The 21,932-nt window shown below is 67.7% G+C and carries 18 protein-coding genes; 9 read left to right on the forward strand and 9 right to left on the reverse strand.

Going from position 1 to position 21,932, the window contains the following annotated elements:
* Positions 1–1,214: CHASE domain-containing protein (locus tag J2X21_RS00005; RefSeq protein WP_310323337.1), on the reverse strand; the 1,214-nt coding region annotated here is incomplete at its 3' end.
* Between the two features lie 88 nt (positions 1,215–1,302).
* Between J2X21_RS00005 and J2X21_RS00010 the strand changes: the two genes are divergently transcribed.
* On the forward strand, positions 1,303–1,848 hold the full coding sequence (locus tag J2X21_RS00010; RefSeq protein ID WP_310323340.1) for a DinB family protein: 546 nt from the start codon (positions 1,303–1,305) through the stop codon (positions 1,846–1,848).
* 9 nt (positions 1,849–1,857) lie between these two features.
* On the opposite strand, the gene J2X21_RS00015 is transcribed toward J2X21_RS00010, so the two are convergent.
* Entirely contained in the window at positions 1,858–5,475 is a 3,618-nt protein-coding gene (locus tag J2X21_RS00015) for an indolepyruvate ferredoxin oxidoreductase family protein (RefSeq protein ID WP_310323342.1), read from the reverse strand.
* Positions 5,476–5,584: 109 nt separating this feature from the next.
* On the opposite strand from J2X21_RS00015, the gene J2X21_RS00020 reads away from it, so the two are divergent.
* Positions 5,585–6,055: an Lrp/AsnC family transcriptional regulator gene (locus J2X21_RS00020; RefSeq protein ID WP_310323346.1), complete on the forward strand. Its 471-nt coding sequence runs from the start codon at positions 5,585–5,587 to the stop codon at positions 6,053–6,055.
* 29 nt (positions 6,056–6,084) lie between these two features.
* A complete protein-coding gene (locus tag J2X21_RS00025) occupies positions 6,085–7,101 on the forward strand; it encodes a sensor domain-containing diguanylate cyclase (RefSeq protein WP_310323348.1) in 1,017 nt (338 codons plus the stop codon).
* A gap of 142 nt (positions 7,102–7,243) precedes the next feature.
* Here J2X21_RS00025 and ccsB read toward each other — a convergent pair whose 3' ends face one another.
* The 3 genes from ccsB to J2X21_RS00040 all read right to left on the reverse strand — a co-directional run bounded on the left by ccsB (position 7,244) and on the right by J2X21_RS00040 (position 11,491).
* A complete protein-coding gene (gene ccsB, locus J2X21_RS00030) occupies positions 7,244–8,593 on the reverse strand; it encodes a c-type cytochrome biogenesis protein CcsB (protein ID WP_310323351.1) in 1,350 nt (449 codons plus the stop codon).
* A 146-nt stretch (positions 8,594–8,739) separates the two neighbouring features.
* Positions 8,740–10,812, reverse strand: coding sequence for a cytochrome c biogenesis protein ResB (locus J2X21_RS00035; RefSeq protein WP_310323353.1), 2,073 nt, complete (start codon positions 10,810–10,812; stop codon positions 8,740–8,742).
* 58 nt (positions 10,813–10,870) lie between these two features.
* Positions 10,871–11,491: a c-type cytochrome gene (locus J2X21_RS00040; RefSeq protein WP_310323355.1), complete on the reverse strand. Its 621-nt coding sequence runs from the start codon at positions 11,489–11,491 to the stop codon at positions 10,871–10,873.
* Positions 11,492–11,560: 69 nt separating this feature from the next.
* Here J2X21_RS00040 and yihA point away from each other — a divergent pair, with 69 nt between their 5' ends.
* Positions 11,561–12,310 (forward strand): ribosome biogenesis GTP-binding protein YihA/YsxC, encoded by a 750-nt coding sequence (gene yihA / locus J2X21_RS00045; RefSeq protein ID WP_310323357.1) that lies wholly within the window; start codon positions 11,561–11,563, stop codon positions 12,308–12,310.
* A 3-nt stretch (positions 12,311–12,313) separates the two neighbouring features.
* Here the strand turns inward: yihA and J2X21_RS00050 are convergent, their stop codons facing one another.
* On the reverse strand, positions 12,314–14,359 hold the full coding sequence (locus J2X21_RS00050) for a DUF1631 family protein (protein WP_310323359.1): 2,046 nt from the start codon (positions 14,357–14,359) through the stop codon (positions 12,314–12,316).
* Positions 14,360–14,568: 209 nt separating this feature from the next.
* On the opposite strand from J2X21_RS00050, the gene J2X21_RS00055 reads away from it, so the two are divergent.
* Complete coding sequence (locus tag J2X21_RS00055; RefSeq protein WP_310323362.1) at positions 14,569–15,402, forward strand: MipA/OmpV family protein; 834 nt, start codon at positions 14,569–14,571, stop codon at positions 15,400–15,402.
* 78 nt (positions 15,403–15,480) lie between these two features.
* Here J2X21_RS00055 and groL read toward each other — a convergent pair whose 3' ends face one another.
* The 3 genes from groL to J2X21_RS00070 form a co-directional block, all read right to left on the reverse strand.
* Entirely contained in the window at positions 15,481–17,130 is a 1,650-nt protein-coding gene (gene groL, locus J2X21_RS00060) for a chaperonin GroEL (RefSeq protein ID WP_310323364.1), read from the reverse strand.
* Positions 17,131–17,183: 53 nt separating this feature from the next.
* A complete protein-coding gene (groES, locus tag J2X21_RS00065) occupies positions 17,184–17,474 on the reverse strand; it encodes a co-chaperone GroES (protein ID WP_056874394.1) in 291 nt (96 codons plus the stop codon).
* 238 nt (positions 17,475–17,712) lie between these two features.
* Complete coding sequence (locus J2X21_RS00070; protein WP_310323368.1) at positions 17,713–18,387, reverse strand: PEP-CTERM sorting domain-containing protein; 675 nt, start codon at positions 18,385–18,387, stop codon at positions 17,713–17,715.
* Positions 18,388–18,542: 155 nt separating this feature from the next.
* On the opposite strand from J2X21_RS00070, the gene J2X21_RS00075 reads away from it, so the two are divergent.
* From J2X21_RS00075 to J2X21_RS00090, 4 genes are all read left to right on the forward strand, one after another.
* Positions 18,543–19,460 (forward strand): LysR substrate-binding domain-containing protein, encoded by a 918-nt coding sequence (locus J2X21_RS00075; protein WP_310325382.1) that lies wholly within the window; start codon positions 18,543–18,545, stop codon positions 19,458–19,460.
* A 108-nt stretch (positions 19,461–19,568) separates the two neighbouring features.
* The gene (locus tag J2X21_RS00080) at positions 19,569–20,453 is read left to right on the forward strand and encodes an amino acid ABC transporter substrate-binding protein (RefSeq protein ID WP_310323370.1); all 885 of its coding nucleotides are present in this window, start codon (positions 19,569–19,571) and stop codon (positions 20,451–20,453) included.
* A 66-nt stretch (positions 20,454–20,519) separates the two neighbouring features.
* Positions 20,520–21,257, forward strand: a complete 738-nt coding sequence (locus tag J2X21_RS00085; protein ID WP_310323373.1) for an amino acid ABC transporter permease — start codon at positions 20,520–20,522, stop codon at positions 21,255–21,257.
* Positions 21,257–21,925 carry an amino acid ABC transporter permease gene (locus tag J2X21_RS00090; protein ID WP_310323376.1) on the forward strand — a complete coding sequence of 223 codons (669 nt, stop codon included), beginning with the start codon at positions 21,257–21,259 and terminating at the stop codon, positions 21,923–21,925. The genes J2X21_RS00085 and J2X21_RS00090 overlap by 1 nt, the downstream gene beginning before the upstream one ends.
* The last annotated feature ends 7 nt before the right edge of the window (positions 21,926–21,932 follow it).

Below are 21,932 nucleotides of genomic sequence, written 5' to 3' on the forward strand. Positions count from 1 at the left end.
CCCTCGGCCCGCGTGTCGGGGGACCCCGGGTTGACGCGGTCTTGGGCCCTCCCGTTGCGGTGCTTGGTGTGGGTTTTGCCCCCCGCTTTCGGGGGGGGGCGGCCCCCCCGGCCCCCCCGCGCCAGGTCGGCCGTCATGCCGCGCGCGAGATGCTCGGCGCGCGCGCGGCCCGCGGCCAGCAGATAGACCGTCACGGCCAGCAGCAGGCTCAGCAGCGTGCCGCCTATCTGTATGCCCATGCCCGACAGGCCGATCAGCTGCCGGGCCGCGGTCTGCGACAGCGCGGCCTGCAGCTGGAACTGCCGGCCGGCGATGTCGAACAGTCGGGTGTCGGCCATGGGCGCTTCGTCCAGCGTGTAGTCGTCCACGTCGCCGGTCGGCAGCATGGCGCCGGCATGGGCCGCCAGCAGCGGCATGAACTGGCCGTCGACCTGGCGCACCGACAGCTTCAGGTCCAGCAGCGTGGCGGCCTGCGCGGCCACGCCGTCCAGCAGCTCGCTGGCCACCAGCGGCGCGTACAGCAGGCCCAGCAGCGCCGCACGGCGCTTCTCCGGCGTGCCGGGGTCGTAGCCGTCCTGGTAGACCGGCACCAGCAGCAGGAAGCCTGGCCCCTTCAGCGGGGCCTGGATCAGCGGCGTGGGACTGGACAGCGTGGTCTGCCCACTGTCGATGGCCTGCTCTATGGCCTGGCGGCGCACCGGCTCGGCGCCCGAGTCCAGCCCCCAGGCGGGCAGGTTGTTGCTGGGCGGCGCGATCTGCGAGACGACGTACAGCACCGGTTCTGACCCCGAGCCGTGCACGCGGAACTCGGTGCCGTCGTCACGGCGCTGCGCGGCGACGAAGGCCGGCAGCGCGCTGCGCTCCACGCGCTCGATGAAGCCGAAGCCGCGCACGCCGGGGAACTCGCGGGCCAGGTCGCGCGACGCCACATAGGCAGCGAACGCGCTGCGCTTGAGGCGGCCATCGGTCGCCGCCATGGCGCCGCGCGCACCCTTCAGGCCGTACACGGGCATGGACAGGCGCTTGACGAGGTCGGCCTCCAGCCGCTCGATCTGGCGGTCCTGCAGGCCGCGCGCTTCGTCGCGTGCATTGCGTTGCTGCCAGATCACGGCGCCGGCGGTCAACGCAAGGCCCAGTGACAGCACGACGGCCGCGGCCACCCACGCGGTCGGGCTGACCATCTCGGGACCGGTGTAGCCGTCTCCTATGCGCAAGCTCGTCTCTTTCTGGTGGCTGGCGTTGCGGGCCATTGAAGCATGTCCGGGCGGCCGCGTCAGCCCTGCAGCGCACAATCGGGCGGCCATGAACCTGCACCTCATCCAGGCCCGCGCCAACCGCCTCGCCAACCGCCGCCTGCTGGGGGCCGTGGCCACGTTGTCCGATGCCGACTTCCACGCGCCGCGCACCGGATTCTTTCCCAGCCTGGCGGCGACGCTGAACCACGTGCTGGCCGTGGATCACTACTACATCGCCGCGTTGCACGGCGAGGTGGACATGGTGCAGCGCTGGTCGCGCTACGAGCCGTCGACCACCGCGGCGGCGCTGGCGCGGCGCCAGGACGACAGCGATCTGCGCCTGATCGCGTTCTGCGAGGGGCTGCAGCCTCAGGATGACGAACGCGTCATCACGTTCGACCGCGGCGAAGGCCTCGCCACGGGCCCGCGCGACCCGCTGGGGCGGGTGCTGGCGCACCTGTTCATGCACCAGACCCACCACCGCGGCCAGGTGCACGCGATGCTGTCCGGCACCGCGGTGAAGCCACCTCAGCTGGACGAGTTCATCATGCTGGGCGACGCGGCGAACCGCCGCGTCGACATGGCGGCGCTGGGTTGGTCCGAGCCGGTCTGAGCCTCGGCCTCAGAGCTCGGCCACGCCCTTCACGCGCACCGGCAGCGTGACCGGCTGCGCCACCACCTCCACCGCGCGGCCGTGGAAGCGGTCCAGCAGCGTCTGCCACTGCTTCTTCACCGCCACGACGTTGGCATGCTTCACATGGCCATAGCCGCGGATCTTCTCGGGCAGACGGGCCAGCTCGACGGCGGTGTTCAGGTTGTCGGCAGTCAGTGAGGCCAGGATCTCATCGACCAGTTGTTCGTAGTCGACGATCAGCTGGCGCTCCATGCGGCGCTCGTCGGTCTTGCCGAAGAGGTCCAGCGCGCCACCGCGCAGGCCCTTGAACTTCGCCAGCCACTTGAAGGCGGTGAAGGCCCAGCTGCCCAGCTCTATCTTCTTCGCGCGGCCGTCGGCGCCGGGCTTGGCGAGCAGCGGCGGCGCGACGTGGAAGCTCAGGGACTCCCAGTTCTCGAACTGGTCCTTCATCGCGGCCATGAAGCGGCCGTCGGTGTACAGGCGCGCAACCTCGTACTCGTCCTTGATGGCCAGCAGCTTGGCGTAGTAGCGGGCGACGGCCTGGGTCAGGCGCTGGCCTTTGCCGAGCTGCGCCTCCGCGGCGCGCACACGGTCCACCAGCGCGCGGTAGCGGGCGGCGTAGGCCGAGTCCTGGTAGTCGGTCAGGAACTGAGCACGCCGCTCGATCAGGCCGTCAGGCCCGTCGAGCTGGTCGAAGTTGAAGAGCTTGACGACGTTGACGTCGCCGGCCAGCCTAGGAATGGCATCCGGCGCGGCGATGGCCAGGCGGCCCAAGGCAAAAGCAGTCTTGTTGTTCTCCACGGCTACGCCGTTCAGTTCGATGGCGCGCATCAGCGCGGCCTCGCTGACGGGGATCAGCCCGCGCTGCCAGCAGGCGCCCAGCATGATGATGTTGCTGGGCAGCGTGTCGCCCATCAGGCGCTGCGAGATGTCTTGCGCGTCGATGGTGTTTAACAAGCCCCTCGTCTGCGAGTACGCAGCCGGCCCCCCGAGGGGGCCAAGCCCTTCTTGGGAGCGGCCCGGCGAAGGGCTTGAGGCCTCCTGCTCGCCGACAGCGAACTTCATCTTGGCCAGCAGCGAGTCGCCCTGCAGCGACGCGTCCGGGTTGCGCACGAAACCGGCGGTGGGCAGCTCATGCGTGTTGGCGAGGATGACCGTGCGGCCGGCCTTCACCGTGCCCAGCGCGTCGGGTGATGCGCCCACCACCATGTCGCAGGCCAGCAGCACGTCAGCCTGCTGGGTGTCGATGCGCACCTGGTTCAGCAGGTCCAGCGTGGGTGCCACGCGCACGAAGCTCAGCACTGCGCCGCCCTTCTGCGCGAAGCCCATGAAGTCCAACACCGAGGCCTGCTTGCCCTCCAGATGGGCCGCCATCGTGACCAGCGCACCAACGGTGACGACACCCGTGCCGCCCACGCCGGTGACCAGCATGTCGAACGGGCCCGTCCAGTTCCAGGCCGCGGGTGGCCGGATGGCGGCGATCTCGCGGGCCAGGTCTTGCGCGGTGTAGCTGGCGCCGGCCTTTTTCTTCAGCACGGGCTCGTGCACCGACACGAAGCTGGGGCAGAAGCCGTTCACGCAGGAGAAGTCCTTGTTGCAGCTGGATTGCTCGATGGCGCGTTTGCGGCCCCAGTCGGTCTCCACCGGCACCACGCTCAGGCAGTTGGACGCGACGCCGCAGTCGCCACAGCCTTCGCAGACCGCCTCGTTGATGAAGATGCGCTTGGGCGGGTCGACGAATTCCTTCTTCTTGCGGCGGCGGCGCTTCTCGGCGGCGCAGGTCTGGTCGTAGATCAGCACCGTCACGCCTTCGATGTCGCGTAACTCGCGCTGCACGGCGTCCAGCTCGCTGCGGTCGTGGAAGGTCGTGCCGGCCGGGAACAGGCCGTGATGGCCGTCGTACTTGCCGATCTCGTCGGACACGACGACGAGGCGCTTCACGCCCTCGGCCTCCACCTGGCGCGCGATCTGCGGCACGCTGGTCTGGCCGTCCACCGGCTGGCCGCCGGTCATCGCGACGGCGTCGTTGTAGAGGATCTTGTAGGTGATGTTGGTGCGCGCGGCGATGGCCTGGCGGATGGCCAGGTAGCCCGAGTGGTAGTAGGTGCCGTCGCCCAGGTTCTGGAAGACGTGCTTCTCCTTCGTGAACCTGGAGTGCGCCGCCCAGTCCACGCCCTCGGCGCCCATCTGGATCAGCCCGGACGTGCCGCGCTCCATCCAGCTCGCCATGAAGTGGCAGCCGATGCCGGCCAGCGCGCGCGAGCCTTCGGGCAGCTTGGTGGACGTGTTGTGCGGGCAGCCCGAGCAGAAATAGGGCTGGCGGCGCACGGCGTCGGCGGCGTTGCTCAGCAGCTGCGGCGTCAGGAAGTCCACCACCAGATGGCGGCGGTCCAGCGCCGGGTTCAAACGCGCCAGCCAGTCGGCGACCGTGCCCATGATGCGGCTGGGGCGCAGTTCGCCCAGGGCGCTCAGCACCGCGCAGCCGTGCTCGTCCGTCTTGCCGACGACGCGCGGGCGCTGGAAGTCGGGCAGGTGGTACAGCAGCTCCTTGATCTGGCGCTCGACGACCGGGCCCTTTTCCTCGATGACCAGCACGTCGGTCAGGTTGGCGCAGAACTCGGTGATGCGCGTGGGTTCCAGCGGGAACACCAGGCCCACCTTGTAGACGCGCACGCCGGCCGCGGCCAGCGCGTTGGGGTCCAGGTCCAGCCGGCGCAGCACTTCCATGAAGTCGTAATGCGCCTTGCCCACGGTCACGATGCCCAGCGTGGCGGCCGGGCTCGTGACGATGTGCTTGTCGATGCTGTTGACCTTGGCGAAGGCCTTCACCGCCTCGATCTTGTGCGCCAAGCGCGACTCCAGTTCCAGCGACGGCAGGTCCACCGCGCGGATGTGCAGGTTGGTCGGGGCCGTGAAGTCAACGCTGTGCTCGAAGTCCAGCGCCACGGCGTCCAGGTCCACCGTCATGCCGCTCTCGACGACTTCCGAGATCGCCTTGAAGCCCACCCACGCGCCCGAGAAGCGCGACAGCGCCCAGCCGTACAGGCCGAACTCCAGGTACTCGGCCACGTTGGCCGGGTGCACCAGCGGCATGCTCCAGGCCTGCAGCGCCTGGTCGCTCTGGTGCGGTGTGCTGCTGGACACGCAGCCGTGGTCGTCGCCGCAGACGACCAGCACACCGCCTTGCGTGCTCGTGCCGTAGACGTTGCCGTGCTTCAGCGCGTCGCCGGAGCGGTCCACACCAGGCCCCTTGCCGTACCACATGGCGAACACGCCATCGACGGTGCGCTGCGGGTCCAGCGCCACGCGCTGCACGCCGAGGCAGGCGGTGGCGGCCAGGTCTTCGTTGATCGCGGGCAGGAACTCGATGTGCGCCGCGTCCAGGAACTCCTTCGCCTTCCACAGCTGCTGGTCCACCATGCCCAGCGGGCTGCCGCGGTAGCCGGACACGAAGCCGGCCGTGTTCAGCCCGGCGCGCTCGTCCTGCTTCTTCTGCGCCAGCAGCAGCCGCACCAGGGCCTGCGTGCCGGTCAGGAACACGGCGCCGCCGTCGGCCGCGAGGTTGTCGCTGAGCTGGTAGGAACGCAGGGCAGGGGTATCGGGCATCGGGGTCTCCTCGGGCGGGAAATTCTTCCCCTGTCACGACGGAAGAACTTGCCTCATTGCCGGTGAATGGCCGGTCGAATGAGATGATTCTTCTCCAAAGAGGTATTTCATGGAAATAAATGAACTCGACCGTGCCAGTCTGCAGATCCTGGAGGCGCTGCAGGCCGATGCGCGGCTGTCCACGCAGGCGCTGGCCGAGCAGGTGGGCTTGTCGGCCACGCCGGTGTGGCGGCGCGTGAAGGACATGGAGGAGCGCGGCGTCATCCGGGGCCAGGTGGTGCTGGTGGACCGCGAGAAGGTGGGCTTGTCCATCTGCGTGCTGGCCAACGTGAGCCTGGTGCGGCACAGCGAGGGCGCGGTGGAGCAGTTCGAGCGGCTGGTCGGCACGCGCCGCGAGATCATCGAATGCCATGCCATCACCGGCGAAGCCGACTACGTCATCAAGGTCGTCGCCGCCGACATGAAGGCCTACGACCTGTTCCTGCAACAGCACATCTTCAAGCTGCCCGGCGTGGCCAGCGTGCGCAGCAACGTGGTGCTGCGCGAGGTGAAGTACGAAACGGCGCTGCCGGTGGGCTAACCTTCAGCCGTCCTCACCTACTGCTGCCCATGGACTCCTTCTTTGCCCAGCTTTCCGATTCGGTCCAGAAGGCCCGCACGCTGGAAGACCTGACCCGCCCGCTGCTGGAGATGCTGGAGGCCGTCACGGGCCTGGAATCGACCTATCTGACGACGGTCGACCTCGCCGAGGGCATGCAGCACATCATCTACGCGCGCAACTCGAAGGATCTGCAGATCCCCGAAGGCCTGTCGGTGCCTTGGGGCGACACGCTGTGCAAGCGCGCGCTGGACGAGAACCGGCCGTTTACCGACGACGTCGCGGGCATCTGGGGCGACTCGGGCGCCGCGCGAGAGCTGGGCATACAGACCTATGTCAGCACGCCGGTGCGTACCGACGAGGGGCGGCTGTACGGCACGCTGTGCGCCGCCAGCTCGCGGCGCCAGCCGCTGACGACCGAGGCCCAGCATGTGCTGGGTTTGTTCGCCCGGCTCATCGAGCAGCATGTGGAGCGCGAGCGCCTCGTCGAGAAGCTGACGCGCGCCAACGACGAACTGCACCTGCTCGCACTGACGGACGTGCTGACCGGCCTGCCCAACCGCCGCGCGCTGATGCAGGAGCTGACGCGGCTGAAAGCGGTGGCCCAGCGCACCGGTTGCTGGCTGCTGGTTGGTGCCATCGACCTGGACGGCTTCAAGCAAATCAACGACGGCCATGGCCACGACGCGGGCGACGAGTTCCTGCGTGGCATTTCCGCGCGCCTGCAGGCCGCGCTGCGGGCCGGCGACGTGCTGGCGCGCATGGGCGGAGACGAATTTCTCGTCGTGGGCCTGGGCCCGCGGCTGTCGGAGGATGGGGAGTCGGCCGCCACGCTGCTGCGCCAGCGCCTGTCGACGGCCACGGTGGGCCGCTATCACACGACGCCGACCGTCATCGACTACGACGGCGCCAGCGTCGGCGTGGTCTGCCTGGATCCGCAGCGCACGGGCGCGGAGGAGGCGCTTCGCCAGTCGGATGCCGCGATGTACCGCGTCAAGCTGGAGCGTCGGAGGTCCGCCGGACACTGAGGCGTTCGGGCCGAGCGCCGGGCCGCCCCAAGCCGGCCCCTCTGGCGATGTGCGAGCGGCTCAATGCCGCGCGCATCGCCGTCCCCTTGGGGGACCGGTCAGGCGCGCCCGCGTTCAGCGTGGCGCGACTGGACGAGGGGCCTCACAACTCGCCGTAGCTGTGCAGACCGGACAGGAACATGTTGACGCCGAGGAAGGCGAACGTCGTCACCAGCAAGCCCACCAGCGACCACCAGGCCGACACGGCGCCGCGCAGGCCCTTCATCAGCCGCATGTGCAGCCAGGCCGCGTAGTTCAGCCAGACGATCAGCGCCCAGGTCTCCTTGGGGTCCCAGCTCCAGTAGCCGCCCCAGGCCTCGGCGGCCCAGAACGCGCCCAGGATGGTCGCGATCGTGAAGAACGCGAAGCCCAGCGCGATGGCCTTGTACATGAGGTCATCGAGCTGCGGCAGCTCCGGCAGCCGGGCGCTCAGCGGCTTGCGCAGCGCGACGCAAATGCCCAGGAACACCATCACGGCGGCGATCTTGCCGGCCCAGCTGTCCAGCCCGGCGACGGTCTGCGCCGTCACGTCGGCGCCCAGCCGCACGGCCACGATGAGCGCAATGATCAGCGCCGGCACGCCCACCAGGCCGATCAGCAGCGCGCGCGTGGTCGCGGTCTTCAGCAGATAGGCCAGCGCCACCATCGCGGCCAGCGCGAAGCAGCCGTAGCCGACGAAGTTGGCCGGCACGTGGATCTTCATCCACCAGCTCTGCAGCGCCGGCACCAACGGCTGGATCTCCTGGGCGCCGCGTGCGACCGTGTACCAGAGCAGGAAGCCCACCGCCGCGCTGACGACCAGCATCACGTAGGCGCCCAGCGACTTGGTCGCGAAGCGCTCTTCGTAGTACAGGTGGAACAGCGTGGTCATCCAGCAGAACAGCACGAACACTTCGTAGAGGTTGCTGACCGGGATGTGGCCGATGTCGGGTGCGATCTGGTGGCTCTCGAACCAGCGCACCAGCGTGCCCACCAGCGCCATGAAGACGCCGCCCCAGGCCAGCTTGGAGCCCGCGGCCTCGGCCACGCTGTGCCGGCCCGCGCCGGTGAAGAAGCCGCCCCAGTAGAACAGCGTGCTCATGAAGAACAGCAGACTCATCCACAGGATGGCGCTCTGGCTGGACAGCATGTACTTCAGCAGGAAAACCTGCTCGGCGGCGGCCAGGTCGGCGCCGAAGCCGTCGGTCTGCCGCGTGTACAGCGCGATGGCCAGCAGGCTGGCCGCGCCGGTGGCGAGGCTCAGCACCCGCAGTGGCTTCCAGAACCAGCCCAGCGCGATCAGCGCCGGCAGCGTGCAGCCCAGGATGGCCTGCTCATAGACGTCCATGGACGCCTGGTAGCGGCTGAACGCATAGCCGCCGCCGGCCAGCACCAGCAGCGCGAAGGCCCAGTCCAGTGCGCCGCGGCGCTGCAGCGCGTGGCGGCGCGGCAGGTCGAAGGTGGTGGTGTTCATGTGATGTCTCCAATCTGCTCAGTGCACGCGGGCCGAGCGCCGGGCCGCTCCCAAGCCTGCCCGTCTTGGCGATGCTTGCGGCTCAATGCCGCAAGCATCGCCGCCCCCTCGGGGGACCGGCCAAGGCAACCCTTGGACGAGGGGCGTCATGTCTGCTCCTTCAGCACGGCGGCCTTGAGCTGCGCGAACAGCGTGGCGTTGTCGGGCGATTCGCGCGTGCTGGACATGGCCATGCGCACCTGCGAGCCGGCCGTGTCGGTGGTGGGGGCGATCCACACCCACAGCCGGCGCTCCTTGATGTAGAGCATGGCGAACACGCCCACGATAAGCAAGATGGCGCCCAGATAGACCAGCTTCTGGCCTGGCGCGCGCGCGACCTGGAACACGCTGGCCTGCACTTGCTCGAAGCCCTCCAGCTTCAGCAGCACGGGCGCCGGGTAGTAGAGGCTGTCGGACAGCGACAGCACCGCCTGCGTCATGAAGGCCTGGGTGTCGGCATCGACGGCGGCGGGCTTCAGTCCGGCGCGTTCGCGTGCCAGCTGGTGCAGCTCGAACAGGCTGCCGTTCAGGATGCGCAGCAGCACCTCGGACACGCGGGCCCGCTCGCTCTCGGGCACGTCACGCTCGATGAACTGGGACAGCGCGGGCAGGCCGCCCTTCATGTCGTCGCCCGGCTTGACGGTGGCGCCGGAAAACAGCGTCAGCGCCCGCAGCGCGGTGGTCAGCAGCTGCTCCTGCATCTGGGGCTGGCCGGTGGGCGTGGCCGAGCGCGCATAGGCGCGCGCCGCGGCCTCGCGCATCGCGGGCTGGCCCAATGCGGCGCGCAGCCGCAGCCAGCCGGCCAGCTCGCCGTTCTCGTCGGCGGGCATGCGCAGGTAGCGGAAGTTCTCGGCCGGCGTCTCGCGCATGCCGGCCAGGAAGAGCTTGTGATCGTCCAGCGTGACCGGCAGCATGTAGTTGTTGAACTCGCGCGCCTGGCCGGCCGCGTCGCGCAGCTTGTAGCTGAACGACGGGCCCACGTTGTGCAGCACTTTCTCGCCGTCGCCCTTGGCGCCGCTGCCCAGGTGCTTGGTCAGCGTGTCGCGCAGGTCGACCTTGCGCACGTCGGCGCCGCTGGCGTCGGGCGCGCCGCCCATGTTCTCGACGTTGATGACGCGCAGGCCTTCCAGCTCCAGCGTCTGGTCGCCGAACGGCAGCCGCGTGCCCACGCGGCCCTCGAACGCGCGCGGCGTGCCGCCGTCCAGCGGCAGCGCGGTCAGCGCCAGCTTGCTGCCGCCGTCCTCGAAGCTGCTCTGGTAGATCGCGATGCCCTTGTGGATGGCCGGCTCGTTGACCTTGATCGTCGCTTCGCGCGTGCTGCCGCCATCGTGGATGACGACGTCGCTGACGAAGCTCTTGGGCATGCCCGTGGAGTAGTAGTCGACGCTGAACTTCTTCAGCTCGATGTCGAACGGCAGGTCCTGCAGCACCACGCCGCTGGGCAGGTTCAGCACCGCGATGCCCTGGCGCTGCTTCTCGGTGACCGACACGTTGCCGCGGAAGCTGGGGTTGGCGCTGCTCAACCGATGCTCGGCTTTGATGTCGGCGATGAAGCCGGAGCCGTTGTAGAGCTGCTTGTCCTGCAGCCACATGGCCAGCCGCACCATCGCGTTGCCGTCGAGCACGCCGCCGACCAGGATGAGCACGATGGCCGAGTGCGCCGCCAGGTAGCCCAGCTTGTTGGCCGCGCCGCGGCGCGCCGCGATCATGATGCCGTGCTCGCGCTGCTGCACGCGGGCGCGCCAGCCCAGGTCGGTCAGCGTCTTGCCGATCTCGGCCAGCGCCATCTGCGGGTTGCTGTGCAGCTCGGCGATGGCCTTGTGGTGGTGGGCCTGCAGCGACTGCTCGCGCACGCCTTCCTTGTAGCTCTTCAGGTCCGCAACGATCTTGGGCGTGTTGCGGGCGATGCACAGGCTGGTCGACACCACCAGAAAGGCCAGGATCACCAGGAACCACGGTGCGCTGTAGACCGTGTACAGCCCCACGGCGCCGAACACCTCGGCCCAGAACGGGCCGAACTGGTTGATGTAGTTGCCCAGCGGTTCGCTCTGGCGCAGCACCGTGCCGATGACGGATGCGATGCAGATGATGCTGAGCAGCGCGATCGCGAAGCGCATGGACGCGAGCAGGTCCAGCAGCTCGCGGGCGATGGAGGGGCGTGAGGGGGCGGTGGCGGACATGGTCAAGAAAAAAGGCCGGTGGGGTTCACCGGCCTTCTTTCAGAGGCTTGAGAGGATTTCAGCGCAGGCCGGCGATGTAGTCGGAAACGGCCTTGATTTCCTTGTCGTTCATGCGCGCGACAACGCCGGTCATGACCGCGTTGTTGCCGCGGGCGCCGGTACGGAACGCCAGCATCTGGGCCTCGATGTAGTCGCCATGCTGGCCGCCCACGCGCGGGTACTGGGCGGGCATGCCCGAACCGGCGGGGCCGTGGCAGGCGGCGCAGGCGGGGATGTTGCGCTCGGCAACGCCGCCGCGGTAGATCTTCTCGCCCAGGGCCACGGTGGCCTTGTTCTTGGCGAAGCCGGGCTTGGCCGTCTTGCTGGCGTAGAAGGCGGACACATTGCGGATGTCTTCTTCCGACAGCGGCGCCGCCATGCCTTGCATGACCGGGTTCTTGCGCTTGCCGTTCTTGAACTCGGTCAGCTGCTTGACCAGGTACTCGGCGTGCTGGCCGGCAATGATGGGATTGGCCGGGGCGCCACGCGAGCCGTCGGCCGTGTGGCAGGCCGCGCAGACCTGGGTCGAGATGGCGCCGCCCTTGGCGAGATCGGGCTTGGCCGACGCTGCAGCGGGCTCGTTGGCGTGAGCCGTGGCGGCCAGCATCAGACTCGACAGGAGGAGGGCGACAGTCTTCATGGATTTATGGGTTTCGTTGGGCGCAACCTTGAAATTTTACAATGCCGGATCACAGCGCCCGAACTGCCCATGACCAACGAAATCCCTGAGGCCCAGCCCGCGGAACCCCTGACCGAGAAGCTGGCCCTGGCCTGGACGCACACCGCGCGCTTCCTGACGACCGCCAGCCAGCTCATCCACCTGCCCACCACCGAGTTGCCGGAGATCGCCTTCGTGGGCCGCTCCAACGCAGGCAAGTCCACTGCCATCAACACGCTGGCGCAGCAGAAACGCCTGGCGTTCGCGTCCAAGACACCGGGCCGCACGCAGCACATCAACCTGTTCGAGCTGGGCCCCAAGGACGCGGCCGATGCCTTGTTCGCCGACCTGCCGGGCTATGGCTACGCCGCGGTCAACAAATCCGCCAAGCTGCGCTGGCAGAAGGTGATGGCCGACTACCTGGCCGTGCGCCGCAGCCTGTCGGGCGTCGTGCTGATGGTGGATTCGCGCCTGGGCCTGACCGACCTGGACAAGCAACTGCTCGAGTTCGTCGCGGCCCGCGTGGCCACCGGCGAGATCAAGCTGCTGGTGCTGCTGACCAAGTCCGACAAGCTCAACCGCAAGGAAGCCGACGCCGCGTTGCGCGCGACCAGCGAGTTCCTGGGCGGCATGACGACCGAGAACTCCGACGTGTCGGTCACGCTGTTCTCGGCGCTGAAGAAGAGCGGCGTGGGCGACGTGGCGCTGGCGCTGCGCGAATGGGTGGTGGCGCATCAGGTGCCCGATGCTGTGCCGGACTCCGTGCTCGCCGCCCAGCCGCCCGCGCCGGCAGAGGACTGAGCCTCAGCCTCCATCCAGGTCGCTCATCAGCGTGTCGACGGCACGCTGCACCAGGCTGTCCTCTTCCAGCGCCGTGATCAGGCCGTTGGCCAGCAGCGCCTCCAGCGCGCGGCGGGTCAGCGGCAGGCGCTCGTCGGCCTCGCGGCCCACGAACAGCACGAACTGGCGGCCTTCGCTGATCCAGGCGATCTGCGTGGTGTGCCAGTCGCCCTGGATGAAGAGGTGGAACCAGTGGCCGATCTGCAGGCCGTCTATCCAGCGCTGCAGCGCGGCGCGCGCATCCGGCGAGTCGTTCTCGTTGTAGAGCTGCACCGGCACCGTGGGCAGCTCGCCGCGGTCCACTTCGGTCTTGAGCCAGTGCGAGGGCACCTGGGAGTCGCGCTCCTCCATGAGCCGGCGCACGATCTCGTCGGCGGAAGCCGGCGCTTCGGCGGTGGCGTGGGGCTGGGGCGCGCTGCGCGGCGGCGCGGCGCGGCGCTCGGAGGGGTCCAGCGCCGGCTTGCCCTGCAGCAGCCGTGCATGCTGGCCCATCAGCTCGTGCAGCGCGGGCTCGCGCTTTGAAAGCGGCAGGCTGATGCTGTCGCAGCCGGTGGTCAGCCGTTCGATCAGCACCGGCAGGCGCATGCGCAGCGCTTCGCGGTCGGCCATGTCGCGTGGCGTGGTCAGGCTGTCCAGCACGGCGTCGATGACCTCCATGGCCGTCTGCGCCTCGATGGAGTCGCGGCCGTGGCGCACCATCGCCGTGACGATGACGTCCACCCAGGCGGTTTGCATGAAGCGCAGCATGCGCGGGCCCAGCGGCGCGTCGTAGACCTGCTGGTCGACCTGGTCGCGCACCAGGTCGCGCCAGTCGTTGCGCAGCTGCTCGCGTTCCAAAGCGGCCAGCGCGACGGCATTGCGTTCGCTGCTCTGGCGGGCCCGCTGGTCGATGCGCGCATCCACGCGGGCCAACACCTGCTGGAACAGCGCGGCGGTGGGCGTGGGCGCGTCGACCAGCAACTGGGCCTCGGCCTCCATGAAGCGCAGGAAGTCGACGAGATGCTCGTCGTCCGCGCGTTCGAAGGCCATGCCGTGGGCGGCCACGCGATTCAGCAGTGCCCAGGTCGGGTGGTCCTGGCGGCGCAGCAGCGTCGAGTCGGTGCGTGCCAGGCGCACGACGGCGATCTGTAGCCGGGCCAGCAGCGCCTTCAACGGCGGCAGCAGGCGCGGGTCGGCCAGGATCTGGTCGTACAGCCGGCTCAGCATGTCCGGGCCGGTCGAGCGCACGAAGGGGGCGGGTGAGCGCGCATCGCGCTGGATGGCACCCCCCAGGCCCTGCGGGCGGGAGTTGAGCGCGTCCACGCGCCGCGACAGGCCGTCCAGCGTGCCGTGCGCGGTGGGGCGCGCGCCCACGCCGCGGGCGGCGGCCAGGCGCTGGTGGGCCAGCGGGTCGGACTGCACATGGCCATGCGAGGCCACCATGTCGCTGATGTCCGCGGCGCGCAGCAGGCTGCAGGCGTGGCTGTAGAGGCGGTGCAAGGCCTTGGCCAGCGGGCCGGCGGCGACGCGCATCAGCTCGTATTGCGCCTGTTGAGCGAGCGGGCTGGCGGCGAGGGCATGGTGCAGCGCATGGGCGTACAACGCCGGGCGCAGCGGGTTGTCGCGTTCACGGGCCCGTGCCGTGCCGCGCAGCGCGGCGAAGAAGTTGCCGATCTGGTGCAGCTCGGAGCGGCTGGCCTCCTCGGCTGCCTGCGCCACGTGGGCGATGGCCACGTCCTGCAGCGCCTGGTGCTCGTCGACCAGGCTCAGCCCTTCCAGACCGCCCAGTTGCATGGGGGCTCGGTGCAGCGGGTCTTCACCCCGGCGGCCGGCCTGCAGCAGGTCGATGAGCCGGCCTTCGAAATCGGCGGCGAAGTGCGGCCGCGCCTTGCGCCAGCTTTCCCGCAGCGGGAAGTGCTGGGGCTGGGCGTCGAGTTCGTCCTGCACCACGTTGAGCAGTTCGCGGGCCAGCGGACCGGCCTCGGTCAGCGCGTGGTCGAGCAAGTCGTGGGGATGCAAGGCAGCAGGCATGACGGGTGGGTGACGGCTTCAGATTATCTGGCGCCATCTCGGTGCGGTCCGGCGTGTTACGCCCGCTTGCGTCCCCTGATCCACAGGGCAGAAGCCCATGTTCGGGCAGCTTTTCACGCTTTTCTGGAGTCGCGTTGTTGCAGATTCGCGGCCTGGCCGGCCCCGCAACGCGGGCATGATGCGCGCCGTCCCTGGCTCTCGTGAATGACATGAAGCATCTTGTTCTCGTCGCAGGTCTGGTCAGCGCGGGTGTCGCGCTGGCCGAAGAGGGCGCGCGCCCGCGCGTGGATCTGCCCCTGTGGGAGCTGGGTGCCGTCGCGGGTGCGGTGTCGCAGCAGGCCTACCCCGGGTCCGAGCAGCAGGCGCGCCGCGCGCTGGCGCTGCCCTACCTGATCTACCGCGGCAAGGTGCTGCGCGCCGATGCCGACGGTGCCGGGCTGCGTGCGGTGCGCACGGAGCGGTTCGAGCTGGATGTGTCCTTCGCCGGCTCGCTGAGCTCGGGCTCCGAAACGCTGCGTGCGCGTGAGGGCATGCCGCGGCTGAACACGCTGGTGGAGGCGGGGCCGGTGGCGCGCTGGTTCGTCAACGGCCGCGACGCGGGCGACCGCATCACGTTCGAGCTGCCGTTGCGCGGCGTGTTCGAGGCGAGAAACCCGAGCCGGCATCGCGGCATGAGCTTCGAGCCGCGGTTGAGCTGGCAGTACCGCCCGAGGGCGGGTGGGAACTGGGGCTACGGCCTCAGCGTCGGGGCGCTGTTTGGCGATAGCCGGCTGGGCTCGGCCTTCTACGGCGTGGCGGCCAGCGAGGCGCGGCCGGACCGACCCGCCTACGACGCGCGCGCCGGCCTGATCGCCTGGCGCGTGGGCGCCAGCGCGTCGACGCGCGTGACGCCGGACCTGCGCCTGTATGTCTTCGGCCGCCTGGAAAGCCTGGCCGGCGCCGCCAACCGTGACAGCGCGCTGGTGCGGCAGACGACGGGGGCCAGTTACGGCATCGGGCTGAGCTACACGTTGACGCGCTCGGCGGCGCGCGCCAGCGACTGAATTCCGGCGCGCCATGAAAAAAGGGGCTGCTCGCGCAGCCCCTTTGTCGTTCCAGCGAATGGATCGCCGGGCGAGGACTTACATGTCCATGCCGCCCATGCCACCCATGCCGCCCATGCCACCAGGCATGCCGCCGCCGGCCGCTTCGTCCTTGGGGGACTCGGCGACCATGGCTTCGGTTGTCAGCATCAGCGATGCGACGGACGCGGCGTTCTGCAGCGCGGTGCGGGTCACCTTGGTCGGGTCCAGGATGCCCATTTCGATCATGTCGCCATAGGTGCCGTTGGCGGCGTTGTAGCCGTAGTTGCCCTTGCCTTGCAGCACGGCGTTGACGACGACGGACGACTCTTCACCGGCGTTGTAGACGATCTCGCGCAGCGGGGCTTCGATGGCCTTCAGGATCAGCTTGATGCCGGCGTCCTGGTCGGCGTTGTCGCCCTTGATCTCGCCAGCGGCTTGCTTGGCGCGCAGCAGGGCCACGCCGCCACCGGCGACGATGCCTTCTTCAACGGCGGCACGGGTGGCGTGCAGCGCGTCTTCCACGCGGGCCTTCTTTTCCTTCATCTCGACTTCGGTGGCAGCACCGACCTTGATGACGGCGACGCCGCCGGCCAGCTTGGCCACGCGCTCTTGCAGCTTCTCGCGGTCGTAGTCGCTGGTGGCTTCCTCGATCTGGATGCGCACTTGCTTGACGCGGGCTTCGATGTCGGCAGCTGCGCCGGCGCCGTCGATGATGGTGGTGTTTTCCTTGCCCACTTCGACGCGCTTGGCCTGGCCCAGGTCGGCCAGCGTGACCTTCTCGAGCGACAGGCCCACTTCTTCGGCGATGACCTTGCCGCCCGTCAGGATGGCGATGTCTTCCAGCATGGCCTTGCGACGGTCACCGAAGCCAGGCGCCTTGACGGCGACGACCTTCAGGATGCCGCGGATGGTGTTGACCACCAGCGTCGCCAGCGCTTCGCCTTCGACTTCTTCGGCAATGATCAGCAGCGGACGGCCGGCCTTGGCGACGGCTTCCAGCGTGGGCAGCAGGTCGCGGATGTTGGACACCTTCTTGTCGTACAGAAGCACGAAGGGGTTGTCCAGGATCGCGGATTGCTTTTCCGGGTTGTTGATGAAGTAGGGCGACAGGTAGCCGCGGTCGAACTGCATGCCTTCGACGACGTCCAGCTCGTTGTTCAGGCTCTTGCCGTCTTCAACGGTGATGACGCCTTCCTTGCCAACCTTGTCCATCGCGTTGGCGATGATCTGGCCGACGTCAGCATCGCTGTTGGCCGAGATGGTGCCGACTTGAGCGATTTCCTTGGAGGTCGTGGTGGCCTTGGAGGCAGCCTTCAGCTGGGCGACCAGGGCGGCGACCGCCTTGTCGATGCCGCGCTTCAGGTCCATCGGGTTCATGCCGGCGGCCACGTACTTCATGCCTTCGCGGACGATGGCTTGAGCCAGCACCGTGGCGGTCGTGGTGCCGTCACCGGCGTTGTCAGACGTCTTGGAAGCGACTTCCTTGACCATCTGGGCGCCCATGTTCTGGAGCTTGTCCTTCAGCTCGATTTCCTTGGCCACGGACACGCCGTCCTTGGTCACGGTGGGGGCGCCGAACGAGCGCTCCAGCACCACGTTGCGGCCCTTGGGGCCCAGGGTCACCTTGACCGCGTTGGCCAGGACGTTGACGCCTTCAACCATGCGGGCGCGGGCTTCGCCGCCAAAGATCACGTCTTTTGCTGCCATTTGATTCTCCGGATATCTAAATTGGGGTCAGAGTCGATTTGTTTGCGGCCAGATTACTTCTGGACAACAGCAAACAGGTCCTCTTCGCGCATGACCAGCAGCTCTTCACCATCGACCTTGACGGTCTGGCCGGAGTACTTGCCGAACAGGACGCGGTCGCCGACGGCGACGTTCAGGGCCACGAACTCGCCCTTGTCGTTGCGCTTGCCGGGGCCGACGGCCAGGACTTCACCTTGATCGGGCTTCTCGGCGGCGTTGTCGGGGATGACGATGCCGGAGGCGGTCTTGGTTTCTTGCTCCAGACGGCGAACGATCACGCGATCGTGCAGGGGGCGCAGCTTCATGGAATCTCCTCGAGAGTTGGAACTGAGGCGGCCGCGGAACGGAGCCGCGGCACGTCGAAAGAAGGGGTCGGTGACCCGACTTGCATGCGTTAGCACTCGGCATCGCTGAGTGCTAGCAGTCAGGCATTATAGGGACGGAGTTTGTCGATTCAAGGGCTGCCTGGCCCTAGTCTTTGGGCTGAAGGCGCAAATGAAAACGACCGCCATCGGCGGTCGTGTCGTAGAGGGTGGCGGGGTGTCAGCGAGCCGAGCGGCGACGAACCCAGGCCAGGGCGCCAACGGCACTCAGCACCAGACCGACGCTGCCGGGTTCGGGCAGGGGGGCGGACGCTGCTGCGGCGGTGAAGCGCAGGTTGTCGAGCAACAGGGACTGGTCGCCGCCGGTGACCTTCAGATAGTAGGCCGTCTTGGATGCGGCGAGCGTCCGGTCGGTCGTCCAGTCGCAAAAGCGCAGCACGCCGCACGAGTCGTTGGCCGGCGCCAGGATGCCGGCGCTGCCGACACCGGTCGCGTCGCTTTCATTGACGAAGGCTTCGATCTGGACGCTTCGGCCCAGCGCGCTGAAGTCAAACACCAGTTGATCGAAACCGGCCGCAAAGTGGATCGTGAAGCTGCCAGTGCCGCTGGACGTGTCCCAGGGATTCTTGGCCAGCATCAGCGCACCGCAACTCGGGCCGGTCCAGTTCAGATTCAGGTTGAAACCGGGAAAGTCGGGGTCCGGCTTCTGGAAGCAGGCGCCACGGATGGAGCCCGTCACGAACGCATTGCCAGAGAAGTCGACGCCGTTGACGCTGGTCGCAGGATCAGCGAGCCACAACGCCGGATCCTCGAAGTTCAAGGTCACCACGTCGGCGAATGCCGGCTGCAGGGCAGCGCCCAGGGCAAGGGCCAGAAGTTTGCTCTTTGCACGCATGGTGTTTCTCCGTCCGCTGTTCGAGTTGGGTTTGTGTCGGGAACTGTAAACAAGCGCATCCGTCGCGGGCGCCCGGTCTCCCCTTCAGTTGAGGGGGCCTCGCAGACCGACCTCCGAGCTTAGGGGGGGAGGCCGGCTTGGCTAAACTGCCTCGCGTGGAAACCAAATGGCTAGAAGACTTCGTCAGCCTTGCTGAAACGCGCAGCTTCTCCCGCTCGGCCCAGTTGCGCCATGTGACCCAGCCCGCGTTCTCGCGGCGCATCCAGGCGCTGGAGGCCTGGGCGGGCGTGGATCTGGTGGATCGTTCGTCCTATCCCACGCGCCTCACCGCCGCCGGCGTGACGCTGCTGGCGCAGGCCGTTGATCTGCTGGGCAACCTGCAGTCGACGCGCAACATGCTGCGCAGCCACCAGGCGGCCGATCAGGACATGATCGAGTTCGCAGTGCCGCACTCGCTGGCGTTCTCGTTCTTCCCGCACTGGCTGATGGGGCTGCGCCGCGGCTTCGGCGCGATCAAGTGCCGGCTGAACGCGGCCAATGTGCACGACGCGATGCTGCAGCTCAGCGAAGGCAACTGCGACCTGCTGCTGGTCTACCACCACGCCAGCCAGCCGCTGCAGCTGGACCCGGAGCGCTACCAGATGGTGTCACTGGGCCACGAGACGCTGGCACCCTATGCCAAGCCCGATGCGACGGGTGAGCCGCTGTTCCGGCTGCCGGGGCGGCCGGGGCAGAAGATCCCGTTCCTGAGCTATGCGTCAGGTGCCTATCTGGGACGGCTGGTGGAGTTGATCGTCAAGGAGGCCGATTGCGCGCTGAACCTGGACGCCATCTACGAGACCGACATGGCCGAGGGCTTGAAGGCCATGGCGGTGGAGGGGCACGGTTTTGCCTTCTTGCCCGCCAGCTCGGTGCAGAAGGAACTGGCCGGCGGTCGGCTGGTACCTGCTGCGGCGACAGGCAGCTTCAGCGTCAGCATGGAGTTGCGCATCTACCGCGAGCGGCCGGAGGCGTCGCGTAGGCACAAGCCGGCGGCTCAGGCGTTGTGGGATTTCCTTACTGCCAGCGCATAAGGTCATCCCGCATCGGCATGCGTCGTATAAACCCGCATATGGGCGGCACGCGCGGCGTGATCTGCTCATGGTTGTGATCGATCTCACCATTTTGTTGTTGGAGTGTTCATGAAGAAAGTACTGCTCGTCGCGGCGCTGGCCGCCGTTGCCACGGCCGCCCAGGCGGACACGCTGAAGAAGATCAAGGACAGCGGCGCCATCACGCTGGGCGTGCGCGAGTCCTCGGGCCTCTCGTACACCATCGGCGACGGCAAGTTCGTCGGCTACCACATCGACGTCTGCACCAAGGTCGTGTCCGACCTCGAGAAGGCCGTGGGCCGCAAGCTGGAGACCAAGTACCAACCGGTCACTTCCGCCAACCGCATCCCGCTGACGGTCAACGGCACCATCGACCTGGAGTGCGGCTCCACGACCAACAACGCCGCGCGCCAGAAGGACGTTGCCTTCGCCGTGACGACCTATGTCGAGGAAGTGCGCATCGCCGTGAAGGCCAACTCCGGCATCACCTCCATCAACCAACTGGCCGGCAAGACGCTGGCCACCACCACCGGCACAACGTCGGTGCAGACGCTGCGCAAGCACGAGCGTGCTGCGGGCGTGGACTTCAAGGAAGTGTTCGGCAAGGACCATGCGGACAGCTTCCTGCTGCTGGAATCCGGCCGCGCCGACGCCTTCGTCATGGACGGCTCCATCCTGGCCAAGAACATCGCGACCTCCAAGGCGCCGAACGACTTCAAGATCGTCGGCGAAGTGCTGGCCGTCGAGCCCATCGCCATCATGCTGCGCAAGGATGACCCGGCCTTCAAGAAGGCCGTGGACGACAGCATCAAGGCGCAGATCAAGTCGGGCGACCTGGCCAAGACCTACGACAAGTGGTTCCTGCAGCCCATTCCGCCGACCAACACCAAGATCGGCCTGCCCCTGTCCGCCGCGACCAAGGACGCCTGGGCGAACCCGAACGACAAGCCGGCCGAGGATTACGCGAAGAAGTGATCGCGGGCATGTTTTGAGCTTGTAAAAGGCGGGTGCGGGTCACCCGCCTTGCCTTTAGGAGAGCCCATGAGTTGGGATTGGCAGGTGTTCTGCAAGAACACCATCGATGGTGAGGTCGTTGCGAGCTGCTTCGGCAGCGGCGGCGACATCACTTATCTGCAATGGATGCTTTCGGCCTGGGGCTGGACGCTGAGCGTGTCACTGCTGGCGCTGGTGCTGGCACTGGTGACGGGCTCATTGATGGGCATCCTTCGCACCACGCCCAGCCGCGGGCTGGTGGCGCTGGGCAATGCGTGGACGGAAGTGTTTCGCAACATCCCGCTGCTGGTGCAGATCTTCCTCTGGTACCACGTGCTGCCGTCGCTGTTCCCGGTGCTGCGTGACGTGCCCAGCTTCATCCTGGTGGTGTTCGCGCTGGGCTTCTTCACGTCCGCGCGTATCGCCGAGCAGGTGAGGGCCGGCATCCAGAGCCTGCCCAAGGGGCAGCGCTACGCCGGTCTGGCCGTGGGCTTCACGCTGCCGCAGACCTACCGCTACGTGCTGCTGCCGATGGCGTTCCGCATCGTCATTCCCCCGCTGACCAGCGAGAGCATGAACATCATCAAGAACTCGTCGGTGGCCTTTGCGGTCAGCATCGCCGAGCTGACGATGTTCTCCATCCAGGCCAGCGAGGAGACCTCGCGCAACATCGAGATCTATCTGGCCGCGACCGGCCTGTACTTCATCTCCGCATTCGCGATCAACCGGATCGCGCTCGTCATCGAGAACCGGGTGCGCGTGCCTGGCATGGTGGGGAGCAAGTGATGCTGAATCTCGACTTTGCGTTCCTGAACTGGGGCGTCATCTCCAGCTTCGTCCTGAAGGGCTTCTTCTTCTCCATCCAGCTGACGTTGATCGCGATGGTCGGCGGCATCCTGATCGGCACGCTGCTGGCGCTGATGCGCCTGTCCGGCAAGCCCTGGCTGGAGATGCCCGCCGCGGCCTACGTGAACACGCTGCGCTCCATCCCGCTGGTGATGGTGATCCTGTGGTTCTTCCTGCTGATCCCGTTGATGACCGGCAAGCCGCTGGGGGCGGAGCTTTCGGCCATCATCACGTTCACGCTGTTCGAGGCGGCCTACTACTCCGAGATCATGCGGGCCGGCATCCAGAGCGTGCCCAAGGGTCAGGTTTACGCCGGCTATGCGGTGGGCATGACTTATCGCCAGACCATGCAGCTGGTCGTGCTGCCGCAGGCCTTCCGCAACATGCTGCCGGTGCTGCTGACGCAGACCATCATCCTGTTCCAGGACACCTCGCTGGTCTATGCGATTGGCGCCTACGACCTGTGGAAGGGCCTGGAGATCGCGGGCAAGAACTTCAACCGCCCGGCCGAGACCACCCTGGTCGCTGCCGTTGCCTATTTCGTCATCTGCTTCGGCCTGTCCATGCTGGTTCGCCGGCTGCAGAAGAAGATCGCCATCATTCGCTAAGGATCAG

Source organism: Roseateles asaccharophilus, assembly GCF_031458115.1.
Taxonomy (GTDB): Bacteria; Pseudomonadota; Gammaproteobacteria; order Burkholderiales; family Burkholderiaceae_C; genus Pelomonas; species Pelomonas asaccharophilus_A.